17 protein-coding genes are annotated in these 17,157 nt (G+C 68.1%); 8 read left to right on the top strand and 9 right to left on the bottom strand.

What is annotated here, in order from left to right; translation table 11 throughout:
• Positions 1–27: 27 nt before the first annotated feature.
• On the bottom strand, positions 28–618 hold the full coding sequence (locus BM286_RS09925; RefSeq protein ID WP_092921608.1) for a hypothetical protein: 591 nt from the start codon (positions 616–618) through the stop codon (positions 28–30).
• 146 nt (positions 619–764) lie between these two features.
• Between BM286_RS09925 and BM286_RS09920 the strand changes: the two genes are divergently transcribed.
• Complete coding sequence (locus BM286_RS09920) at positions 765–1,301, top strand: halocyanin domain-containing protein (RefSeq protein ID WP_092921606.1); 537 nt, start codon at positions 765–767, stop codon at positions 1,299–1,301.
• Between the two features lie 55 nt (positions 1,302–1,356).
• On the opposite strand, the gene BM286_RS09915 is transcribed toward BM286_RS09920, so the two are convergent.
• Positions 1,357–1,875, bottom strand: a complete 519-nt coding sequence (locus tag BM286_RS09915) for a hypothetical protein (protein WP_092923203.1) — start codon at positions 1,873–1,875, stop codon at positions 1,357–1,359.
• Between the two features lie 176 nt (positions 1,876–2,051).
• Here BM286_RS09915 and BM286_RS09910 point away from each other — a divergent pair, with 176 nt between their 5' ends.
• Both BM286_RS09910 and tenA read left to right on the top strand, forming a co-directional pair.
• On the top strand, positions 2,052–2,327 hold the full coding sequence (locus tag BM286_RS09910; RefSeq protein WP_092921604.1) for a cytochrome C oxidase subunit IV family protein: 276 nt from the start codon (positions 2,052–2,054) through the stop codon (positions 2,325–2,327).
• Between the two features lie 184 nt (positions 2,328–2,511).
• Positions 2,512–3,171, top strand: a complete 660-nt coding sequence (gene tenA, locus BM286_RS09905) for a thiaminase II (protein WP_092921602.1) — start codon at positions 2,512–2,514, stop codon at positions 3,169–3,171.
• A gap of 56 nt (positions 3,172–3,227) precedes the next feature.
• Here tenA and BM286_RS09900 read toward each other — a convergent pair whose 3' ends face one another.
• Positions 3,228–4,715, bottom strand: a complete 1,488-nt coding sequence (locus BM286_RS09900; protein WP_092921600.1) for an aldehyde dehydrogenase family protein — start codon at positions 4,713–4,715, stop codon at positions 3,228–3,230.
• Between the two features lie 145 nt (positions 4,716–4,860).
• On the opposite strand from BM286_RS09900, the gene BM286_RS09895 reads away from it, so the two are divergent.
• Positions 4,861–5,823 carry an ArsR/SmtB family transcription factor gene (locus BM286_RS09895; RefSeq protein WP_092921598.1) on the top strand — a complete coding sequence of 321 codons (963 nt, stop codon included), beginning with the start codon at positions 4,861–4,863 and terminating at the stop codon, positions 5,821–5,823.
• A gap of 461 nt (positions 5,824–6,284) precedes the next feature.
• Here BM286_RS09895 and sod read toward each other — a convergent pair whose 3' ends face one another.
• On the bottom strand, positions 6,285–6,884 hold the full coding sequence (sod, locus tag BM286_RS09890; protein WP_092921596.1) for a superoxide dismutase: 600 nt from the start codon (positions 6,882–6,884) through the stop codon (positions 6,285–6,287).
• 202 nt (positions 6,885–7,086) lie between these two features.
• Between sod and BM286_RS09885 the strand changes: the two genes are divergently transcribed.
• Complete coding sequence (locus tag BM286_RS09885) at positions 7,087–7,854, top strand: pirin family protein (protein ID WP_092923200.1); 768 nt, start codon at positions 7,087–7,089, stop codon at positions 7,852–7,854.
• Positions 7,855–7,942: 88 nt separating this feature from the next.
• Entirely contained in the window at positions 7,943–8,692 is a 750-nt protein-coding gene (locus BM286_RS09880; RefSeq protein WP_092921594.1) for a GNAT family N-acetyltransferase, read from the top strand.
• A 39-nt stretch (positions 8,693–8,731) separates the two neighbouring features.
• Here the strand turns inward: BM286_RS09880 and BM286_RS09875 are convergent, their stop codons facing one another.
• Both BM286_RS09875 and BM286_RS15625 read right to left on the bottom strand, forming a co-directional pair.
• Positions 8,732–9,724 (bottom strand): NAD-dependent epimerase/dehydratase family protein, encoded by a 993-nt coding sequence (locus BM286_RS09875; RefSeq protein ID WP_092921592.1) that lies wholly within the window; start codon positions 9,722–9,724, stop codon positions 8,732–8,734.
• A 95-nt stretch (positions 9,725–9,819) separates the two neighbouring features.
• On the bottom strand, positions 9,820–9,960 hold the full coding sequence (locus BM286_RS15625) for a hypothetical protein (RefSeq protein ID WP_167603383.1): 141 nt from the start codon (positions 9,958–9,960) through the stop codon (positions 9,820–9,822).
• 79 nt (positions 9,961–10,039) lie between these two features.
• On the opposite strand from BM286_RS15625, the gene BM286_RS09870 reads away from it, so the two are divergent.
• A complete protein-coding gene (locus BM286_RS09870) occupies positions 10,040–10,549 on the top strand; it encodes a zinc ribbon domain-containing protein (RefSeq protein ID WP_092921590.1) in 510 nt (169 codons plus the stop codon).
• 30 nt (positions 10,550–10,579) lie between these two features.
• On the opposite strand, the gene BM286_RS09865 is transcribed toward BM286_RS09870, so the two are convergent.
• The gene (locus tag BM286_RS09865; RefSeq protein ID WP_092921588.1) at positions 10,580–13,078 is read right to left on the bottom strand and encodes a cbb3-type cytochrome c oxidase subunit I; all 2,499 of its coding nucleotides are present in this window, start codon (positions 13,076–13,078) and stop codon (positions 10,580–10,582) included.
• Positions 13,075–13,845, bottom strand: a complete 771-nt coding sequence (gene coxB, locus BM286_RS09860; RefSeq protein ID WP_092921586.1) for a cytochrome c oxidase subunit II — start codon at positions 13,843–13,845, stop codon at positions 13,075–13,077. Before coxB ends, BM286_RS09865 begins: the two co-directional genes overlap by 4 nt.
• A 247-nt stretch (positions 13,846–14,092) precedes the next feature.
• Here coxB and BM286_RS09855 point away from each other — a divergent pair, with 247 nt between their 5' ends.
• Entirely contained in the window at positions 14,093–14,515 is a 423-nt protein-coding gene (locus BM286_RS09855; RefSeq protein ID WP_092921584.1) for a hypothetical protein, read from the top strand.
• Between the two features lie 86 nt (positions 14,516–14,601).
• Here the strand turns inward: BM286_RS09855 and BM286_RS09850 are convergent, their stop codons facing one another.
• The gene (locus tag BM286_RS09850; RefSeq protein WP_092921582.1) at positions 14,602–17,100 is read right to left on the bottom strand and encodes an efflux RND transporter permease subunit; all 2,499 of its coding nucleotides are present in this window, start codon (positions 17,098–17,100) and stop codon (positions 14,602–14,604) included.
• Positions 17,101–17,157 lie beyond the last annotated feature (57 nt).

Here is a 17,157-nt window from a genome sequence, read left to right as displayed (position 1 = left end):
GGATTCGAGACGGCTTGATCGACCGTCTCAGGGGAACTCGACGAGGTCGTCGTCGACGGCGCGCAGGCTCTCGGCGAGCCGCGAGCCGTCCGGCACCGCACGCTTGAACGGCGCCGAGCCGAACTCCGCGTCGCCGTTGACGGAGACGAGGCCGAGGGCGGCCGGACCGCCGTCCAGCCCCGTCAGGAACGCGACGGTGCTGACCGCGGGCACGTCGCCGGCCCGCGAGTCCGAGTCGACCGAGCCGTACAGCGTGCGGTTCGTCGCGACGTGGTGGACGCAGGTGGGCGTCGGCGCGAAGCAGAGCAGGTAGCGCGCGGCCGGTTCGACCCGGCCGAGCTTGGGGCGGAGCGCGTGGCGCTCGTCGGCGTGGAAGTACCGCTCCATCCGTCGGTACTGCCGGAGGACCTCGTTCGCGCCGGTGGCGCGCCGGACGGCGGCGTCGGCCTTGAGTTCGATCACGCGGTCGACCGGCTCCGGCGTCCGCGTCCGGACGAACAGGTCGACGACGCCCTCCCGCCCGTCGGCGTCGTACGGCTCCTCGAGCCGGATCGCCGGGTCGTCGGCCGTCGTCTCGTAGTGCTCGACGAGCCGGGTCGCCAGCGCGTCTTCGCGCATTGGTCGCCGGGAGGGTCCGGAGCGCGATAAACCCGCCCCTCCCGACCGGTCCGGCGGCTCGTCGAGCGGACCGATTTCCCCCGTCGCGTTCCCGCGAACCGAGAGCCATCACGGGGTTTGTAAGGCTCCAACCCCTACGATCGGTGATGTCTGATAAACTGTCCAGACGGCGGTATCTCGCCGGCACCGGCGCCGCGCTGACCATCGGAACGCTCGCCGGCTGTTCGGGCGGCGGCGACGGGTCGAGCGGCGGCGGCGGTGACGGTTCCGGCGGCGGAAGCGGGGGAGACGGCGGAGGCGGCACCGCCGTCGACGACGTGCCGGCCGAGATCGACGAGTACCTCGCCGACGCCCGCCTGTACGAGGGCACCATCACCGACTTCACCGGGGAGGACGAGGTGACCGTTCAGGTCGGCGCCGGGGACGTCGGGTTCGCCTTCTCGCCGCCGGCGATCCGCATCACCTCCAGCACGACCGTCGTCTGGGAGTGGACCGGACAGGGCGGCGCGCACAACGTGGCCTCGGTCGAGGCGTCCGAGTCCGACTTCAACAGCGGCAGCGCCGTCTCCGAGGAGGGGCACACCTTCGAGCAGTCGTTCGACAACACCGGGATCCAACTGTACCAGTGTACGCCCCATCAGGCGAACGGGATGCTCGGCGCGATCGAAGTCGTCGAGGCCTGAACGGCTCGCGTCGGACCGTTCGGAGGCGAACGGGGATTTTTCCAGCGAACCGCTCTCAGGAGAGGAACGGCCAGCGAACGTCGACGATCCGGTCGCGTTCGCTGGTGACCGTCGGCCGCGCGAGGTGGTCGTTGGCGTTGGCGCCGACCTCGGCGAGCCGCGACAGGGCCTCTTCGAGCGTGCGGTCCGAGCGCGCCACGGCGGAATCCCGTTCGTACGGGGCGTCGATCGGGTTCGCCCGGGAGTTCGAGATCGCGATCGCGTCGGTGAGGTCGCCGCCGATCGCGTGCGGCGGCTGGTGGAAGTGCCAGTCGTCGATCGTGAGGAACAGCCACACGTCGCCGTTGATGGCGTGGTACTCGCCGGTGACTCGGTCGGCGTCGTAGGAGACGACCCGCGAGAGGACGGCGGTCTTGAGGCGATAGAGCGCGTCCTTCCGCGCCGAGCGGACGTTGCTCTCGGTGACGTCGCCGCGCTCGTAGGCCGCGGTGGCCTCGTCGGCGAACTGCTTGGCGACCTTGTTGACGACGTACAGCGATTCGAGCAGGTCGTCGGTCGGTTCGAGCGGAGTCACGGCGGATACCGGTCGTGTACTGCGACCGAGCGTCGCTCCGGTCGTCGCGCTCATAGTCGTTTCGGGATCGAAACTCCGGCCGGCCCCGCTCGGCGGCGGACCGGCCCCGCTCGGCGGCGACGCCCGAGACCCCGGATGGTTAATTCTTTAAGCGCAGGGACGAACGTGGAGGTACGATGGCGCACGACTCCGTGAAAATGTATACGGCGATATACGTCGCCCTCTTGGTGGCGGCGACGCTGAACTTCCTCCTCTTCGAGTCGACCTTCGTCGAGTTCACGTACGCCCAAGCGGTCGGCGGCACGCTGGCGATCGCGACGGTCAAGACGCTGCTCATCGTCGCGTACTTCCAGCACCTCCGGTGGGAGAACCGCTCGCTGACCTACCTGATGGGCCTCGCGCTCGCCCTCACCATGCTGCTGATGGCGGCCGCGACGTACTCGATCTCGTAACGCCGCCCGCGGCGGTCGATTCCCGCTGCCGACCCCCCTTCGTCCAAGCGCCTCGTTTTCCGCGTCCCGAGCGACCGCGTCTCCTCCCGTTCGCCCGACCCGCTATCGACATCGATCTCCCGCTAGCTTATTACTTAGTGATATTAGTTAGTTATAACACGCCGCGGAACGAGGCCCCGACGAGATGGACTTCAGCGACCGACTCCTCGATGCCGGATCGGCCATCTGGGACGCACAGAAGGAGCATCCCTTCGTCGTCGAGCTCGCCGAGGGCAGCCTCGACGAGGCGGCGTTCCGTCACTGGGTGAAACAGGACTACCGATACCTGCTCGACTACGCGCGCGTCTTCGCGCTCGCCGGGACGAAGGCGGACGACGAGGAGACGGCACGGCGGCTCATCGGCACGGCGCACGCCACGCTCGCCGACGAGATGGACCTTCACCGCTCGTTCGCCGCCGACTACGGGCTTTCGCCGGCGGACCTGGAGTCCGTCGAGAAGGCGCCGACCTGCGCCGCCTACACCGACTTCCTCGTCCGGACGGCCCACGAGGGGTCGATCGCGGAGGTCGTCGCCGCCGTCTACCCGTGCGGACAGGGGTACCTCGACGTGGCCGACCACATGGCGTCGCTCGCGGCCGAGGAGCACCGGTACACCCCGTTCATCGAGAAGTACACGAGCGACGAGTTCCGCGAGACGGTCGGATGGATGCGCGAGCTCGTCGACCGGTACGGCGAGACGTACCCGGGCGAGCGCGACGCGATGCGGGCGGCGTTCCTGCGGAGCGCCCGGCTCGAACACGCCTTCTGGGAGATGTGTTACACCGAGGAGGAGTGGAGCGTCTAAGGCGACGAGCCGACCGAGGCGTCTCGGTCAGCGGCCGCGCAGCGGGTGAGACCCGCTCAGAACGGGTATTCGCGTGGCTCGTGCTGGATCGAGATCCACTTCGTCTCGGTGATCTCGTCGAGGAAGGCGTCGCTGTTGTAGTGGCCGACGCCGGAGGCGCCGACCCCGCTGAACGGGACGTGCGCCTCGTCGTTGATCGGCTGGTCGTTGATGTGGACGTTGCCGGTCTCCATGCGGTCGGCTATCTCCTTCGCCGTGCCGAGGTCGCCGGAGTGGACCGCGCCCGAGAGCCCGTACTCCGTGTCGTTAGCTATCTCGACCGCCTCGTCGACGTCCGAGAACGGGATCACCGGGGCGATCGGGCCGAAGTGCTCGTTCGCCGCCGCGGGCATGTCGTTCGTCACGCCCGAGAGGACGGTCGGCGCGACGACGAGCGAGTCCTCGACGCCGTCGACGTCGACCGTGTGGCCCCCCGTCTCCAGCGTCGCGCCCGCGGCGACCGTCTCGTCGACGTAGCCGAGCATCTCGTCGCGCTGCGACTCGTCGATGATCGGGCCGACGATCGTCTCGGGGTCGTGGACGCCGCCGGTCGGGAGCGACTCGGCGCGGTCGACGAGGCCGGCGACGTACTCGTCGTAGATGTCCTCGTGGACGACGTGACGGTTGATCGAGATACACACCTGCCCCTGGTGGACGAAGGAGCCGAACGCGGCGGCGTCGAGCGCGCGGTCGAGGTCGGCGTCCGCGGTGACGACGTGCGCGTTGTTGCCGCCGAGCTCCATCGCCGGGACGGCGAGGTTCTCGCCGGCGAGGCCCGCGACGTGTTTGCCCACTTCCGTCGAGCCCGTAAACGCGACGACGTCGCTCTCGGGGTGGCTCGCGACGCGGTCGCCGATCTCGGAGCCGCGCCCGGTGACGATGTTCACGACGCCCCCGGGGAGGTCGGTCTCCTCGAACAGCTTGGCGAACAGCAGCCCGCCGGTGATCGGGGAGTTCGTCGAGGGCTTGAGGACGACCGCGTTCCCGGCCGCGATGGCGGGCGCGACCGCCCGCATCGAGAGGTTCAGGGGGAAGTTCCACGGCGAGATCACCGTGACGACGCCCTTCGGGCCGACCTGAAGCTGGTTCTCCTTGCCGGGGATGTTGGAGGCGGCGTGTTCGCCCTTCATCCGGCGGGGGAGCGTGGCGGCCTCGGCCACGTGATCGCCCGCGATCTGGATCGACGTCTCGCCCATGATGGTCGAGCCGCCGACCTCGTACGCCAGCAGCTCGATGATCTCGTCGGCGTGGGCGTCGAGCGCCTCGTGGAACTGCTCGACGACCTCCTGTCGGTGCGCGGGCGGCCGCTCGCCCCACGTCTCCTGCGCCTCGGCGGCGGCCTCGTAGGCCGCGTCCACGTCCGCCTCCGTCGCGGCGGCCACCTCGGTCACCGCCTCGCGGGTGGAGGGGTCCTCGACGGCGATGGTCTCGCCGCTCTCGCTCGCCCGCCACTCGCCGTCGACGTAAAGCTCGTCCCACGCCGCGTCGATCGATAGGTCACTCATTGCGTTTTACCAAACGGTAGAAACAGTGAAAAGGGGACAGATAGCGGAGATGCCCACCGGATCGGAATCTCCGGCCGACCGGGGGAACCGCGGATATGACGGCCGCTCCAACAGACTTTACCGCCTGGTAAACAATGGGTGACGCATGAGTCAGTTCGACCGGTCCGGCGGCGTCGCCCCCGACGAGGAGCGGACGGACCGAACCGACGGCGTCGACGCCTCGGTCGCGGCCCCGCGAACCGAGTCGCGGATCCCGCCGTCCGAGGTGTTCGCCACCCTCGGCAACGAGACGCGGGTCGAGGTCCTCCACGCGCTGCTCGAGCTCGGCGGCGACGAGTCGCCCGTGAGCTTCACCGACCTCTTCGAGCGGGTCGACGCGGCGGACAGCGCGAACTTCAGCTACCACCTCGACCAGCTCACCGGCCACTTCGTCCGGCGGCGAGACGACGGCTACGAGTTCCGCGCGCCCGGGCGGAAGGTCGTGAGCGCCATCTTCACCGGCACGCTGACGGAGCGGGCGCAGCTGGGCTTCTTCCCGGCCGAGGGGTCGTGTCACGCCTGCGGGGGCGACCTCCACGCGTGGTACGTCGACGACACCCTCTCCGTCGGCTGCGCCGACTGCGGCGCGATCCAGGTGAGCTACCCGTTCCCGGCGGGCGCGCTCGACGGCCGCTCGACCGACGACCTGCTGGACGCCTTCGGCCACTACGTCCGACACCACTACTGCCTGGCCGCGGACGGCGTCTGCCCCGAGTGTACCGGGACGGTCGAGACCGACCTCGTGCGCACCCCTGACGAGGAGGACCAGGAGGTCGCCGTCGAGCACGCCTGCCGGCGCTGTAGCTACGACCTCCGATCCACCGTCGGTCTCCTGCTGCTCGACGACGCGGACGTCCTCCGGTTCCACGCGGACCGCGGCGTCGACCCGAGCTCGGCGCCGTTCTGGACGTTCGACTGGTGCGTGAGCGACGCCGCGACGACGGTCGTCTCCGAGGAGCCGCTCCGCGTTCGCCTGACGATCTCCTGCGCGGGCGACGAGATGCGCGTGGGCGTCGACGAGACCGGAACGGTCGTCGAGACCGACGCACCCGACCTCGACGCGCGGTGACCGCCCGAATCCCGACGACCGCCGCTCGACGACTGCGGACAGCGACGATCAGTTATAAAAGAAGGTGCGGTGGCGCGTACCTGCGAGGCCGCCTCGCGGCCGAGCCGCGAGGGACCGGAGGTCCCTCTGGAAGCCGGCGCGAAGCGCCGGCGACAGCACCGCGCGAGGGAGTGGGCCGGTCGGAGCGAAGGGGAGACCGACCGACGAGGCTGGGGAGGCGTGAGGTGCGGTCGCGGTGCTGTGCGGGTGGGGCTTTGGAGGTGTTCACCGCCGGTCACCAGTTTATCATTTATAAGCGAACAACCGTTTCGGACGGGAGAGTCTCCGGAGCCCCGACGTTCCATAGCCGAGAAGGGAGAGAAATCGCCGCCGAGACCCCCACAGTATCGCTCCGTCGCCGGCGGCGGGCGCACGGAGCGCGGAAACGTCACCTCAGACCAATCGCGCGGTCGACTACCCAATTACTCGAAGAGCTCGACGGCCTGCTCGTAACGGCTGGACGGCTCGTCCCAGTCGACGACTTCGAAGAAGTTGTCGACGAACTCGCCGCGGGCCGGGCCGTAGTCGTGGTAGTAGGAGTGCTCCCAGACGTCGAGCGCGAGGATCGGGTGGCCGCCCCAGATCGCGCCCTGGTCGTGCTTGTCGACCACGACGTTGCGGAGCTGGTTCGAGAACGTGTCGTACACCAGCAGCGCCCAGCCGCTGGCCGCTGAGGCCGCGGCCTCGAACTCGCCCTTCCAGGCGTCGTACGAGCCGAAGTCCTCTGCGATGCGGTCGGCCAGCTCACCCTCGGGCTCGTCGCCGCCCGCCGGCGACATGTTCTGCCAGAACAGGTCGTGGAGGATGTGCCCCGAGGAGTTGTGGGTCACGTTCCGGATGGCGCCGGCCGACGAAGAGAAGTCGTGCGACTCACGGTTCTCTTCGAGCGTCTCTTCGGCCGAGTTCCAGCCGTTGACGTACCCCTGATGGTGGGTGTCGTGATGCCATTCGAGCACCTGCTCGGAGATATGGGGTTCCAGCGCGTCGTAATCGTACGGCAGCGGATCGAGTTCGTAGCTCATTGTTGCGTCCCAGTGTACTCGCGGCAGCGGTAAGAAGATTCTCTGTAGCGGATTCCAGTAAATTATCTGTTTTTTCAGTAGTACCCAAATAACGACCTTTTCAGGCTACTGAGCGAGATATCTAAAAATACAGTACAGAATTTGACTTTTTCTCGGTTCCGTAATCGTGATGCTTATCGGCTGTGGTCGGCTCCGTTCGGACGTGACTGAAAACGAGTCGAGCGCGACCCGGACGGCGCCCCTCCCGGGCCAGACCGTCCGCCACGGCACCGGGGTGAACTCGAACCGGGCCTTCCCGACCGAGGCGCACCCGCAACACCTCGACCCCTTCGTCCTCTTCGAGCGGTTCTACATCGAACCGGACCAGGGGTTCCCGATGCACCCGCACCGCGGATTCGAGATCGTCTCCTACATGATCGAGGGCGGCATGGACCACGAGGACAGCCTCGGAGTGACGAACACCGCTCGCGAGAACGAGGCGATGCACATCACGACCGGCGGCGGGATCCGGCACTCGGAGTTCCCGGCCGACGGCGCGGGCTGTAACGGACTTCAACTGTGGGTGAACCTCCCCCGCGAGGACAAGGAGATGGACCCGGACTACTCGGACGCCGCGGCCGACGACCTCCCGACCGAAGCGGTCGACGGCGCGACGGTCACCACGGTCGTCGGGGACGGGTCCCCGCTCTCGACGCACACGCCGCTGGAGTACCTCGACGTCGAGGTCACCGACTCGTGGCGCTGGTCGGTCCCGGACGGGTGGACCGGCTTCCTCTACGCCGTCGACGGCGCGGGGACGGTAGAGGTCGGGGAGACGAGCGACGGCGACGCGTTCACCGAAGGCGACGTGCTTCCGGTGACGGAGACTGAGACGGTCGGCGTCGCTACGGAGGACTCTCTCCGGGCGGTTGCGGTCTCGGGACGGCCACACGGGGAACCGATCGACCAGCGCGGCCCGTTCGTACGCTAGGGTTCGACGACCCGCCGAGAGGGCCCCGTCGTCGCCGGCGGTGCGGGATCCGACCGAGTTTTTTGTAGTCGGAGCGGAATTTGCTCACATGGACCTACGCGCCGCAACCGCCGAAGACGTCGACGCGGTCCGATCGGTCGCCCGGGAATCGCTCGTGGCGTCGTACGGACACGCCGTCGACGAGGGACTGTTGGACGAGGCCGTCGAGGAGTGGTACGACGCCGGCGACCTCGGCGACGACATCACCGACGACGACGCGGTGTTCCCCGTCGCCCTCGTCGACGGGGTCGTCGTCGGGTTCGCGGAGAGCTACGTCGTCGGGCGACGCGAGCGCGTCGGCGAGATCGACTGGCTCCACGTCCACCCCGACCACAGGGGGTCCGGTATCGGCTCCGCGCTGCTCGAGCGCGTCGAGTCCGCGCTCCGCTCGGCCGACGTCGACCGTATCGAGGCCCGCGTGCTCGCCGACAACGAGGCGGGAACGGAGTTCTACGAGCGCGAGGGATACGAACTCGCCGGCGAGCGCGGCGTCGACATCGGCGGCGAGAGCTTCGCGGAACTGGAGTACCGGAAGCAGATCGGGCGCCTCACGGGCATCTCCGAGGCGACCTACGAGACCGAGGACGGCGAGACCGTCCACGTCGCGTTCGACGAGAGCGACCGCGGCTCCCAGGCCCCGTTCTACGTCGCGTACGCCGACCCGGACCACGAGCGCCGGTACGGCTACCTCTGTGGCGAGTGCGAGGGCACCGACATCGCGATAGACACCATGGACCGGATGGAGTGTCGCGACTGCGGGAACCGGCGGAAGCCGGCGCGGTGGGACGCCGCGTACTGACCGCGGCTCGACCCGCGGGGCGGGGAGATGCCTCCCGCCTCAGAGCGTCTCCTTCACGCCGATGACGCGCTCTTCGGCCTCGCGGCCGGGGTCCCACTCGCTCCCGTCGCGGTCGGACTCGCGGTGCTCTTCGACCGTCCGTGCCATCGCCTCGTCGACCGAGGTCGACTCCCAGCCGAGGTCCGCGAGCGCACAGGTGTCGAGCAGGTGCGGGTACTCGCGGTAGAGGGGGAAGTCGCCGGCGTCGAGTCCGCCGGCCGCGAGCGCGTCGTCGCTCGCGGTGACGACCTCGCAGTCGACGCCCGCGGCGTCTGCGACCGTCTCCACCGTCTCCCGAAGGGTGAGTGCGCGCCGGTCGCCGACGTTGTACGCCGCGCCCGGCTCGCCGCGCTCGGCGACGATCCGCAGCGCGCTCGCGACGTCCTCGACGTACGCCCGGTGCCAGAGGTTCTGCCCGTCGCCGGGGACGACCACGCGGTCGTGCGTGAGCACGCGGTCGATCCAGTAGTCGAGCCGCTCCGTGTAGTCGTGCGGCCCGTAGACGATACACGGGCGGACGGCCATCGCGGAAACCCCCGCCTCGGCGGCCGCGAACACCGCGCGGTCGCCCTCGGCCTTCCGGTTGCCGTACGTCTCGTGAGAGTCGTCGGTCGCCTGCTCGTCGGTACACGGCTCAAGCGGGGTCTCGCCCTCGCGCTTGGGGATCTCCTCGGCGGCGTAGCTGGACCCCGACGAGATGTACACGTAGCCGTCGACGTCGGCGAAGACCTCGGTCGCGGTCTCCACGTCGGCCGGCTGGTAGGCGACGCAGTCGATCACGACGTCCGGTTCGACCGACAGCTTCGCCGCGCGCAGCGCGGTCTCGTCCTTCCGGTCGCCCTCGACGCGGGTCACGCGGTCGTCGTCCGCAAAGGGGTCCTCGTGGTTCCCCCGGTTGAATATCGCGACCTCGTAGTCGTGCGCCAGCAGTTCCGCGACGGTGTGGCGGCCGATGAATCGCGTGCCGCCGACGACGAGCGCCGTGTCTGTCATACGCGGGATCGGACGAGCGAGGTGAAAAGCGTGGCCGAACCGGAAGTCGGGTCGACCACCTCGACGCAGGCGCTCGTCGCTTCCAGGCCCCCGTCTCAGTCGTTATCGCGCGGTCCGTCGCCGCGCCACCGCCGGTACAGGAGGTACGCGACGCCGAGGCCGATCCCCCAACTCGCGACGCCGAACACCGCGAATGCGACTCCGCCGAGGAACTCGCCGGACGGCAACCCGAACATACCCGGATTCGGCCCGTCCGGCACATAAACGCTCCGAGAGAGGGGTAGCTTCTCGGGGCGGGAGGTCGTACGACCGCCCATGTCGGAACGCACTCGCCGGCGACCGTGGCTCGCCGCCCTGCTCGCGCTCGTCGTCTCCGGACTCGGTCACGCGTATCTCCGTCGGTGGGCCCGGGCGCTCGGCTGGTACGTGGCGGTCACGGCGGCGGTCTTCGTGTTCGTCCCCGAATCCGCAATCTCCGGCGCGCTCGCCGGTAACCCACCGCCGGTCCGGGACGTCGCGCCCGCCGCCGCGGTCGTCGGCGCGAGCGTGATCGACGCGTACGTCGTCGCGCTCCGGAACAACCGCGAGTACGAGCGAGAGCGGGAGGAGACCCGCGCGACCGGCCGCACGGAGTCGGCCGGCCACGGGACGACAGAGGAACCGAACGCGCCGTCCGCGGGGAGGGCGGAGGAACCGAACGCGCCGTCCGCGGGGAGGGCGGACGACAACGGGACCGTGCGCTGTCCGGAGTGCGGGAAAGAGACCGATCCGACGTTCGACTTCTGTCAGTGGTGTGCGGAACCGGTCGGTGAGGGCGACGCGTAAGCGAACGAAAAACCGACCGCGAACCGGACCTCAGAAGAGGTAGAACAGCGGGAAGATGAACACCCAGACGATGTCCACGAAGTGCCAGTAGAGGCCGAAGTACTCGATCGGCCGCTCGTCGTCCAGGTAGTGGCCCTGGTACGCCCTGACGAACAGGAAGATGGCGATCACTAACCCCAGCAGCACGTGGATCCCGTGGAGCCCCGTGGTCACGTAGTAGATCGACGCCTGAATCGGGTCGCCGTGGGCGTTCGCGGAGATCGTCACGCCGCGGTCGAAGATCTCGTGGTTCCACTCCCACAGCTTGATCCCCATGAACGTGAACCCGAGCAGGATGGTCGCCCCCAGCGTCGCCAGGAGGCCCTGCCGGCTCTTCCGGCGAGCGGCGACCAGCGCGAGGATCACGGTGAACGACGACGTGATCAGCACGAAGGTGTTGATCAGTCCCGGCAGCGACTCGGTCAGCGGCGACCACGTCATCCAGCCCGCGTTGTAGCGGACGAAGACGGCCGCCGAGATGAACGCGCCGAAGACGATCACGTCGGAGGCCAGGAAGAACCACATCCCCAGCTTCACCTTCTCGACGCCGTCGAACGGCCAGCGCTCGGCGAACTCGGTCGGGGGCGCGTAGAAGTCTTCGAGGCCCCACTTCACCCCGGTGTAGAGGAGGCCGACGAGCCCCACGACGATCGCGACCGGGTAGAGCGCGTTCGAGATGACGACGTTGCTCTGCATCGCCGTCTCGCCCAGTTGGACGGTGACCGCGTCAGCGAAGCCGGAGAAGCCGAACAGCGTGATTCCGAGCGCCAGCGAGAGCGCGAGCGGCCAGATGCTCGCGTGGCTCGGGTGTTTGTCCCAGTAGGGGTACTCCGAGATGTGCGCCGAGTGGCTGTCGCCGCCGTCGGTGGCGACGTCGCCGTTGTCGTCGGTCCGCATCGCGGGCCCGCCGTCAGGCACGTAGTCCTTCACGAACTCCAGTTTCCCGGAGGCGTACGACGGCCGGTTCGGCCAGTTCTCGAGCGGCGGGGGCGAGGAGACCGCCCACTCCGCCGTGCGCGAGTAGTCCCACGGGTTGGCGCCGGCGGGCTCGCCGGAGACGTAGGACTTCGCGAAGTTGTAGAACATGATGAAGAAGGACAGCCCGAGCACGAACGCGCCGATCGTCCCGAACTGGTGGTAGATCTGGAACTCGGGGTTGTACTCGAACACCCGGCGGGGGGTCTCCCAGCCGAGGAACATCGAGAAGTACACCATGTTGAAGCTGATAAAGAAGATCGCGAAGTGGAGCTTCCCGAGGAACTCGTCGTACATCTTCCCCGTGATCTTCGGGAACCAGTAGTAGGCCCCGCCGAACAGCGCCGTCGCGCCGCCGAACATCACGTAGTGGAAGTGCGCGACCACCCAGTACGTGCCGCGGAACTGGTAGTCGAGCACGATGGCGCCGAGGAAGACGCCAGTAATCCCGCCGAGGATGAACAGCAGCAGCGCGCCGAACGCGAACAGGAACGGCGTCGTGAACTGTATCCGTCCCTTGATTAACGTGTAGATCAGCGCGAAGACGACCAGGTCGAAGGGCAGTGAGATGCCGATGGTCGTCGCCATCATCAGCGTCTTGATCTCAAGGTTGATCGTCGTCAGGAACATGTGGTGCATCCACACGAGGAACGACTGGACGGCGATCAGACAGATGGAGATGATCACCCACTTCCTGCCGACGAGGCGGCGCCCGGAGAACGTCTGGAACAGCTCCAACATGACGCCGAGCGCCGGGAAGAAGACGATGTACACCTCCGGATGGCCGAAGAACCAGAACAGGTGGCCCCACAGCAGGGACCCGCCTTCGGTCGCCGAGAAGTAGACGCTCCCGAGGACGCGGTCGGCCGCGAGGATGAGTCCGACCGCGAGCAGCGCGGCGAACGCGAACAGCATCATCCACACGGTCGTGAGCATCGACCAGGTGAACATCGGCATGTCCATGATCCCCATCCCCTCAGCGCGGGAGTGGTGGATGGACGTGAGGAAGTTCACCGTCGACGCGGTCGTGCCGGTAACGAACATCGCGAGCGCGAGCACCGCGCCGGTGGACCCGATACTCGGTGTGTACATCGGCACGTTGAGCGGGGCGTAGATCGTCCACCCCGCCGAGAGCGTGCCGCCCTGGAAGAAGCTGATCGCGAGCAGGACGCCCGAGAACAGGTACAGCCAGTAGGACAGGGCGTTGAGCCGCGGGAACGCGAGGTCGTCCGCGCCGATCTGAAGCGGCACGAAGTAGTTCGCGAACCCGAACGCGAACGGCGAGAGGAACCAGAACACCATTATCAGTCCGTGAGCGGTGACGGCCTCGTTGTACGCCAGTCCGGAGAGGATCTGGCTCGTCGGGTCCCACAGCTGGAGGCGGATGAGCAGCGCCATCACGCCGCCGAACAGCAGGAAGAACAGCGCGGTGATCGTGTAGAGGATACCGATGTCCTTGTGATTGGTCGTGACGAGCCAGCGCTTGACCGAAGTCGTCGGCGGGAGTTCGCTCATGCGCTCACCCCGCTGGGCGCGGCGACTCCGGAGCCTCGGATACTGGCGCTCGCGGAGCCGTTACCGGTGTTAGCGTACCACTCCTCCCACTCGTCTTGCGGGAGGACGGTGATCTGGCCTTTCATCGCGGAGTGCCCGGGACCGCACAGCTCGAAGCACTGGACGAGGTACGTCGCGTTACCGCCCTGTTCTCGGACCGTCTCGGAACTCACGGAGAACCAGGTCTGACTGTACTCTCCGGGGATGGCGTCGGATTTTATCCGTAACCGCGATGAGCCGAAGTTGTGCCAGACGTCTCTCGACGTGATGTTGAGGTTGATCCGGTGGTCGGCCGGCACGATCAGTTCGCCCCGCTCGGTGTGGCCGTTCGGATACTCGTACGCCCAGCCGTACTGGTAGCCCTCGACGGTGATCTCGATGTTCCCTTCGTCGCCGGTATCGGGTCCCTGTTCGACGTAGAGGAGTAGCCCGTACGCGTAGACGACGAGGCTGATGACGACGATCGCGCTCAACCCGAACGAGAGGAAGAGCTTCTTCGCTTTCGGACCGCCCTGTCCCGTTGGGAGCTCGCCGACGACCGGCGCGTCGAACTCCTCGTCCGACCGGTCACCGTCGTCGCGGTACTTGTACACGTTCCACAGCGTGTACGCCACGACGATGGTGCCGACGAGGGTACCGAGCGCGAGGAAGACGAAGAAGATCTCCTCGAAGACCTCCGCCTGTGCGCGCCAGTCGCTCCCCTGTTGTAGGATAACTGGGTCTATCATGTTCGTCTGTCTGCTCTTGTCTCTCCCTTAGCGATGGCACACTTATCTCTTGTGTAGCGAAGCGGTCGGTCGGACGGTCGAGGCCGCCTTCGATCTCCTGAAGGAGGCTCGCGGCGCGGTCGATCGGAGCGGCCGGGCGGGGGCGTTGGGCGAGGAACCCCGTGCGTCGAAGGGTATTTGTACGCGCGAACGGAGGCCTTAACAACGGATATCCATGACATCACTCACCCTCTTGAGCACGGGTCTGATGGGCCTACTCGTCGTCACCACGTTCATCGCAGTCGCCGAGGTCGGGGGAAAGCGAACCGCGCCCGGTCGGGACGAGGCGGGCGGACGCTACGAGGCGGTCGTCACGGCGCTCAGCGAGGTCGTCCGGACGCCGGTCGTGTGGGCGGTCTCGTTCGTCGGTATCACCGTTCTCGTCGGCGGGAGTATCCTCCTCGGCGTCGGCAGCTTCGGCATCCCGACGGGGATCGCCGGCACACTGGTGACCGTCGCGTACCTGGCCGTCGCACTCCTCCTCATCGGTTTCGTCTTCCTCGGCGCGTACTTCGCGACGCGGAGCCGCGGACTCGGAAACGCCCAGGGCGTCGCCGTCGGATCCCTCGCGACCGGCGCCGCGGGCCTCGTCCTCATCACCGTCCAGCTGATCTTCGGCGTCGTCGGCTGACCCGCGTCCGACCGGTCGCCGGCGTCGTCGGCTGATCCGGCCCGACGCGCTGTCGAGGTTCACGCCGGTCGAAACGCGTCCGATCCCTAGCGCCCGCCGTCGGCGTCGGCCCCGCGGAGCCCGTCGTCGAGACCGAGCCCCACGAACGCCCCGTACCGGTCCCACACGACGACCAGCGACGGAACCAACAGGATAGAACAGAGGTACGCGTAGAACACGCCCAGCGCGAGCAGGACGCCGAAGTCCCGCAGCAGGGGGATCACCGCGAGCCACAGGACGCCGAGCCCGGAGACCGTCGTGAGCATGCTCCCGGTGAGCGCGCCGCCCGTCCCGGCGATGGTGACATCGAGCGCCTCGTCGATCGGGAGCCCCGCCTTGTACTCGTCGACGAACCGATGGACGAAGTGGACGGTGTAGTCGACGCCGAGTCCGATCGAGACCGAGAGGATCGGTGCGTTGATCGGCGTCAGCGGAATGTCGAACAGCCGCATCGATCCGACGAGCAGGCCGACCGTGACGAGGACGGGAACGAGATTTAACAGGCCGTAGACCGTCCTCCCCTCGAGGTACGCGTACGACAGCGCTAAGAACAGCGCCGTGAGTCCGAACGCGGCGAAGAGGCTCCGGATCGCCGACTCCGTCAGCAGGTCGATCACGGCCTGGTTGACGACGAGGGAGCCGGTCGGCACGGCCTCGAGCGGCGTGCGCTCGGCGAGGGCGCGAACGTCCGCGACGGCCTCCGAGTCGTCGACGCCCGGCCGGATCGTGTAGTCGATGCGCGCGCTGCCGCGGTCGGCCGCCACGTAGCTCCGGGCGCGATCCCTCGCTGGGGAGTCCAGAAGGGCGTCGTACACCTCGTCGACGTTCCGGTCGGGCACACCGTTGCCGAGGCGGTCGTTGCGCTCGACCAGCGCGGCGAACTCGGGGTCCCGCGACGCGCGGTCCTCGATCACGGTGACGACGCTCGTCGCCTGTGCGCGGCGCTCGTCGGTCGTCGCGAAGGTGTCCGGCGGATTCCGCGTGGTCCGGTCGATCAGTTCCAGGGCGTCGTCGTCCCTGACCGACTGGTCGACGTACAGCGTCACCGACCCCACGAAGTCCTGATCGAACTCCTCTTCGAACAGCGTCAACACGTCGAGGAACGTGTACTCCGTCGGCGCGAACGGCTCCGGGAGGTCCGCGTACCTCTCCAGCCGGTCTTGCTCCGGGAAGAACGCCTCCTCCGAGAACTCCGTGTTCACGCCGGTGCCGTAGGCGCCGCCGACCGCGCCCCCGACGAGGAGGAGGGCGACGACCGCGACCGGGGCGATCCGGGAGAGGTCGACGCCGACGTGGAGGAGTCGAGCGAGCCGCGAGCCGCCGGCGCCGAGCGCGCTCGTCCCGAACGTCGGAACCGACAGCCGCTCGCGCCACCGGTCGGAGAGCACCTTCGCGGCCGGGAGGAAGACCCCGAAGATGATCAGCGTGAACGTGATCCCGGCGGCCGCGACGATCCCGAAGTCGCGGTTGGGGTCGAACGGGCTCACGACGTTTGAGACGAGCCCGAACACCGTGGTGATCGTCACCAGCAGGAAGGCGATGAGCAGCTGGTCGGTCGTGGTCCGCATCGACCGCTCGATCCCGGTCCCGGTCGCCCGCTCCTCGCGGTAGCGGTTGACGATGTGGATCCCGAAGTCGATCCCGACCGCGAGCAGCAGCGGGAACACCGTCACGAGCGAGTCGGAGAACGGGATCCCGGCGTACCCCATGAACCCGAAGGTCCAGAGCAGCGAGATCAGCAGCGCCGAGATCCCGATCGCCATGTCGATCGGGTCGCGGTAGGCGAAGATCAGGAAGCCGACGATCAGGATGAGCGCCGCCGGGAAGACGATGATCGCGGTGTCGGTCAACAGCGCGGTGATCTCGGACTGGAGGACGCCGTCCCCGAAGAGGATCGCGTTCTCGCCGGCGACGTTGCCCGGAACGGAGTCGACGACCTCGACGCTACGGGTCTGAAGCTCCGTCACCCGGGCCGTCGTCGCCGCGTCCGGAAGGTCGTAGGAGATCCCCACGATCGCGGTGTCGGCGGTCTGTGCGGTGGGGTTGTAGTCGACGGATACCTGCGCCGCGATCGCCCCGGCCGCGTCGGCGTCCGCGATGGCCGTCCGCAGTTCCGCGGGCGTCGCCTCGACGACGGCGTCGCGCCGCTCGGCCGCGCTCGCGGCGGTCGGATCCAACCGTCGAGCGATCGCGTCCGCGTGACTGGACGTCGACGCGACCCGGAGCGTCGACCGCGACTCCAACCGGTGTTGCGTCTCCAAGATCCGGACCAGCGCCTCGCGGGAGAGGACGTTGTCGTCGGAGACGATAATCTGCGCCGAGGTCGCGGAGCCGCCGATCGACGTCTCGAACTCCTCCTCGATATCGTCGAGCGCCCGCTGAGCCGGGATGTCCTGGGTAAACTGGTCCGCGCCCGCGGTCGTCTCGATACCGGTCAGCCCGCCCGCGAACGCGACGGTGACGACGAGGAAGACCGCCAGAACCGCCAGCGGGCGCTCCGTGACGACGCGGTCGATCGCCTCGATCAGCCGGTGCGCGGCGGTCACCGGCGCCCCCCTGTCCGGCGGTCCGCCGTCCGTCGTCGCGTCGTCCGTCGTCGCGCC

The organism is Halorubrum sodomense, from assembly GCF_900111935.1.
GTDB classification, from domain to species: Archaea; Halobacteriota; Halobacteria; order Halobacteriales; family Haloferacaceae; genus Halorubrum; species Halorubrum sodomense.
Note: the sequence above shows the minus strand (reverse complement) of the source record. Positions and strands in the feature narration are given on the sequence as shown.

Bases quoted from the DNA above. Each gene is read 5' to 3' on its own strand.
- BM286_RS09925 (WP_092921608.1), bottom strand. From the start codon at position 618: ATGCGCGAAGACGCGCTGGCGACCCGGCTCGTCGAGCACTACGAGACG.
- BM286_RS09920 (WP_092921606.1), top strand. From the start codon at position 765: ATGTCTGATAAACTGTCCAGACGGCGGTATCTCGCCGGCACCGGCGCC.
- BM286_RS09910 (WP_092921604.1), top strand. From the start codon at position 2,052: ATGGCGCACGACTCCGTGAAAATGTATACGGCGATATACGTCGCCCTC.
- tenA (WP_092921602.1), top strand. From the start codon at position 2,512: ATGGACTTCAGCGACCGACTCCTCGATGCCGGATCGGCCATCTGGGAC.
- BM286_RS09900 (WP_092921600.1), bottom strand. From the start codon at position 4,715: ATGAGTGACCTATCGATCGACGCGGCGTGGGACGAGCTTTACGTCGAC.
- BM286_RS09895 (WP_092921598.1), top strand. From the start codon at position 4,861: ATGAGTCAGTTCGACCGGTCCGGCGGCGTCGCCCCCGACGAGGAGCGG.
- sod (WP_092921596.1), bottom strand. From the start codon at position 6,884: ATGAGCTACGAACTCGATCCGCTGCCGTACGATTACGACGCGCTGGAA.
- BM286_RS09880 (WP_092921594.1), top strand. From the start codon at position 7,943: ATGGACCTACGCGCCGCAACCGCCGAAGACGTCGACGCGGTCCGATCG.
- BM286_RS09875 (WP_092921592.1), bottom strand. From the start codon at position 9,724: ATGACAGACACGGCGCTCGTCGTCGGCGGCACGCGATTCATCGGCCGC.
- BM286_RS15625 (WP_167603383.1), bottom strand. From the start codon at position 9,960: ATGTTCGGGTTGCCGTCCGGCGAGTTCCTCGGCGGAGTCGCATTCGCG.
- BM286_RS09870 (WP_092921590.1), top strand. From the start codon at position 10,040: ATGTCGGAACGCACTCGCCGGCGACCGTGGCTCGCCGCCCTGCTCGCG.
- BM286_RS09865 (WP_092921588.1), bottom strand. From the start codon at position 13,078: ATGAGCGAACTCCCGCCGACGACTTCGGTCAAGCGCTGGCTCGTCACG.
- coxB (WP_092921586.1), bottom strand. From the start codon at position 13,845: ATGATAGACCCAGTTATCCTACAACAGGGGAGCGACTGGCGCGCACAG.
- BM286_RS09855 (WP_092921584.1), top strand. From the start codon at position 14,093: ATGGGCCTACTCGTCGTCACCACGTTCATCGCAGTCGCCGAGGTCGGG.